The sequence below is a fragment of the uncultured Aquincola sp. genome, assembly GCF_964001545.1.
Classification (GTDB): domain Bacteria; phylum Pseudomonadota; class Gammaproteobacteria; order Burkholderiales; family Burkholderiaceae_C; genus Aquincola.
In genome coordinates this window covers 1-3,592 of the sequence record NZ_CAXFDV010000308.1, presented here as the reverse complement: position 1 = coordinate 3,592, position 3,592 = coordinate 1, and the positions used below count along the sequence as shown (strand labels likewise).

Annotated in this window: 5 protein-coding genes; all 5 read left to right on the top strand. The window is 69.9% G+C overall.

What is annotated here, in order from left to right; all coding sequences use genetic code 11:
• Nucleotides 1-152 (top strand): SDR family oxidoreductase (locus ABNT58_RS10905; protein ID WP_348753503.1); only part of this gene is annotated, 152 nt, incomplete at its 5' end.
• A gap of 26 nt (nt 153-178) precedes the next feature.
• Nucleotides 179-1,423 carry a styrene monooxygenase/indole monooxygenase family protein gene (locus tag ABNT58_RS10900; protein WP_348753502.1) on the top strand — a complete coding sequence of 415 codons (1,245 nt, stop codon included), beginning with the start codon at nt 179-181 and terminating at the stop codon, nt 1,421-1,423.
• 20 nt (nt 1,424-1,443) lie between these two features.
• A complete protein-coding gene (locus ABNT58_RS10895; RefSeq protein WP_348753501.1) occupies nt 1,444-1,962 on the top strand; it encodes a flavin reductase family protein in 519 nt (172 codons plus the stop codon).
• Between the two features lie 30 nt (nt 1,963-1,992).
• On the top strand, nt 1,993-2,769 hold the full coding sequence (locus tag ABNT58_RS10890; RefSeq protein WP_348753500.1) for a cyclase family protein: 777 nt from the start codon (nt 1,993-1,995) through the stop codon (nt 2,767-2,769).
• Nucleotides 2,770-2,783: 14 nt separating this feature from the next.
• On the top strand, nt 2,784-3,592 hold an 809-nt coding region (locus tag ABNT58_RS10885), incomplete at its 3' end, for an NAD(P)/FAD-dependent oxidoreductase (protein WP_348753499.1).

The window sequence follows — 3,592 nt, the reverse complement described above, 5'->3', positions numbered from 1 at the left end:
TGGGCAACCCGGCCGAGGTGGCCGAGGTGGTGGCCTTCCTGTTGTCGCCGCAGGCCAGCTTCGTGACCGGCGCCGACTACGCCGTGGACGGCGGCTATTCCGCGATGGGGCCGGAGCAGAACCAGCCCGCCATTCCCCGGCTGATGTCCTGAACCCGTTTGTTTTGAAAGGAAATCACATGCGTCGCATCGCCATCGTCGGCGGGGGCCAGGCCGGCCTGCCGCTCGCTCTCTCGCTGCTCGACCAGGGCTACCGGGTCACCCTGGTGTCCAACCGCACGCCGGACCAGATCCGCGACGGCAAGGTCATGTCCAGCCAGTGCATGTTCAACAGCTCGCTGCAGATCGAGCGTGACCTGGGCCTGAACCAGTGGGAAGCCGTGTGCCCGCCGGTCGAAGGCATCGGCCTGACGGTGCCGCACCCCGAGCAGCCCGGCGCCAGGCTGATCGACTGGGCGCACCGCCTGGACCATGTGGCCCAGTCGGTGGACCAGCGCGTGAAGATGCCGGTGTGGATGGAGCTGTTCACCCAGCGCGGTGGCGAGCTGCTGCTGCAGGACGCCGGCGTGGCCGAGCTGGAAGCGCTGGCCGAATCGCACGACCTGGTGGTGCTGGCCGCCGGCAAGGGCGAGGTGGTCAAGCTGTTCGAGCGTGACCCTGCCCGCTCGGTGTTCGACAAGCCGCAGCGCGCGCTGGCGCTGACCTACGTGCACGGCCTGAAGGAAACGCCCGAGTTCAGCCGCGTCGCCTTCAACCTGATTCCGGGCGTGGGCGAGTACTTCGTGTTCCCGGCTTACACCCACACCGGGCCCTGCCACATCATGGTGTTCGAAGGCGTGCCCGGCGGCCCGATGGACTGCTGGAAGGGCATCACCAGCCCGCAGGAACACCTGGCCACCAGCCGCCGGCTGCTGGACGCGTTCCTGCCCTGGGAAGCCGAGCGCGCCCGCCATGCCGAGCTGACCGATGCCAACGGCGTGCTGGCCGGCAGCTTTGCGCCCACCATCCGCAAGCCGGTGCTGCGGCTGCCCTCGGGCAAGCGGGTGCTGGGCCTGGGCGATGCGGTGGCGGTGAACGACCCCATCACCGGCCAGGGCTCGAACAACGCCACCAAGGCCTTCAAGGTGTACTTCGACGCCATCGTGGCGCGGGGCGACCAGCCCTACACCGAAGCGTGGATGAACGAGACCTTCGAGACCTTCTGGCGCTACGCCCAGTCGGTGGTCACCTGGACCAACTCGATGCTCACGCCGCCGCCGCCGCACATCCTCAACCTGCTGGGTGCGGCCGGCCAGTGCCCGCCGATCGCCAAGGCCATCGTCAACGGCTTCGACAACCCGCCCGACTTCTTCCCGTGGTGGGCTGAGGCCGATGCCTGCGAGCAGTTCGTGGGCAGCAAGATGGCCGAGCTGGCCCCGGCCTGATGCAGGAAAGGACGATCAACATGAGCGCCGTTCTGCAGGCCCCTTGGGGGCAGACCGAGATCGAAGGCAAGGCCTTGCGCCAGGCCCTGGGCCGCTACCCCACCGGCGTGGCCATCGTCACCACCCGCACGGCCGATGGCCGGCCGGTGGGGCTGACCATCAACTCCTTCGCTTCGCTGTCGCTGGCGCCGGCGCTGGTGCTGTGGAGCCTGGTGGACCGCTCGCCCAACCTGGCGGCCTTCCAGGAGGCCCCGCACTTCGCGATCAGCGTGCTGGCGCAAGACCAGCAAGGGCTGGCCAGCCGCTTTGCCAACCCGGCCGTGACCGACAAGTTCGACCAGGTGGCCGTGCGCGAAGCCGCCGAAGGCGTGCCGGTGATCGAAGGCGCGCTGGCCACGCTGGTGTGCCGCACCAGCAAGTACCTGACCGAAGGCGACCACGAGCTGTTCATCGGCCAGGTGGTGCGCCTGGACGCCCGCGCGGGCGAACCGCTGGTGTTCCATGGCGGCCGCTTCGGCGCGCTGCACATGGCCGGCTGACCGACCCTTCTTCCTTGTACGAGGCCCCGCATGACCGCCACCGCCCAGCTTCTTGACCACCTGCAGACCGGCGCGCTGCGCGTGGTCGACCTCACCCACACGCTGTCGCCCGATTTTCCGGCGCTGGTGCTGCCGCCGCAGTTCGGCCAGGTGTGGGGCTTCAGGCAGGAACGCATCTCCCACTACGACGAAGCCGGCCCCGGCTGGTACTGGAACAACTTCTCCTGCGGCGAGCACACCGGCACCCACTTCGATGCGCCGGTGCACTGGGTCACGGGCAAGGACCACCCGGCCAACACGGTGGACACCATCGACCCGGCCCGCTTCATCGCGCCCGCGGTGGTGCTGGACGCCAGCGCCGAAGTGGCCCGCAACGCCGACTGGCTGCTGACGGTGGACTTCGTGCAGACCTGGGAGCAGCAGCATGGCCGCATCCCGGCCGGTGCCTGGGTGCTGCTGCGCACCGACTGGTCGCTGCGCATCACCGACCCGGCCGCCTTCCTCAACCTGAAGGAAGACGGCGCCCACACCCCGGGGCCCACGCAAGAGGCGGTGGAGTGGCTGATCCGCGAGCGCCACGTGCTGGGCTTCGGCGTGGAGACCATCAACACCGACGCCGGCCAGTCCTACGCCTGGCCGGTGCCCTACCCCTGCCACACGCTGATGCACGGCGCCAACAAGTACGGCCTGCAATGCCTGCGCAACCTCGACCAGCTGCCGCCGCAGGGCGCGTTGATCGTGGCCGCGCCGCTGAAGATCCAGCAGGGCTCGGGCAGCCCGCTGCGCGTGCTGGCGCTGACGCAGTGACCGGGGGGCGCAGCATGGCCGCGGACAACGCCGATGTCATCTTCGTGGGCAGCGGCATCAATGCCCTGGTGGGCGCCGCGCTGCTGGCCCGCCGCGGCCAGCGGGTGCTGGTGCTGGAACGCAATGAGCGGCTGGGCGGCTGCATACGCACCGAAGAGCTGTTTGCGGGCTACAAGCACGACGTGCTGTCGCAGTGGTATCCGCTGTTCGTCGGCAGCCCGGCCTATGCCGAGCTGAAGGAAGAGCTGGCCGCTGCCGGCCTGCGCTTTGCGCAGGGCGACTACAGCACCGGCGTGGTGTTGCCCGATGGCCGCAGCCTGGCGCTGCGGCAGGACCTGGCCGATGCGGTGCGCCGCATCAATGCGCTGCGCCCCGGCGATGGCACGGCGCTGGGCCAGATGGCCGAGCGCCTCTTCGGCGCCGATGCGGCGCTGACCTTCGGCCTGCTGGGGCAGCAGCCGTATGGCCGCGGCCTGCTCAAGCTGCTGTGGGGCGCCTGGCGCCAGCGCGGGCTGGAAGGCCTGGTGGGCTTTGCCGGCGATTCGCTGGAGAGCTTTCGCCGCTGGGCCGACCGCCACCTGCAAGACGACGTGACCCGCGCGCTGCTGGCGCCCTGGGTGCTGCACTCCGGCCTGGGGCCGGACGAAGCCTGCTCCGCCCTCATCGGCAAGCTCACCTTCGCGGCCGTGGTGGCCGGCGGCATGCCGGTGGTGCAAGGCGGCAGCGAAGGCATCGTGCATGCGCTGCGCCAGGTGATCGAGCGCCACGGCGGCCAGTGCCGCACCGGCACCCATGTGGACGAAGTGCTGGTGGAAGGCAGCGG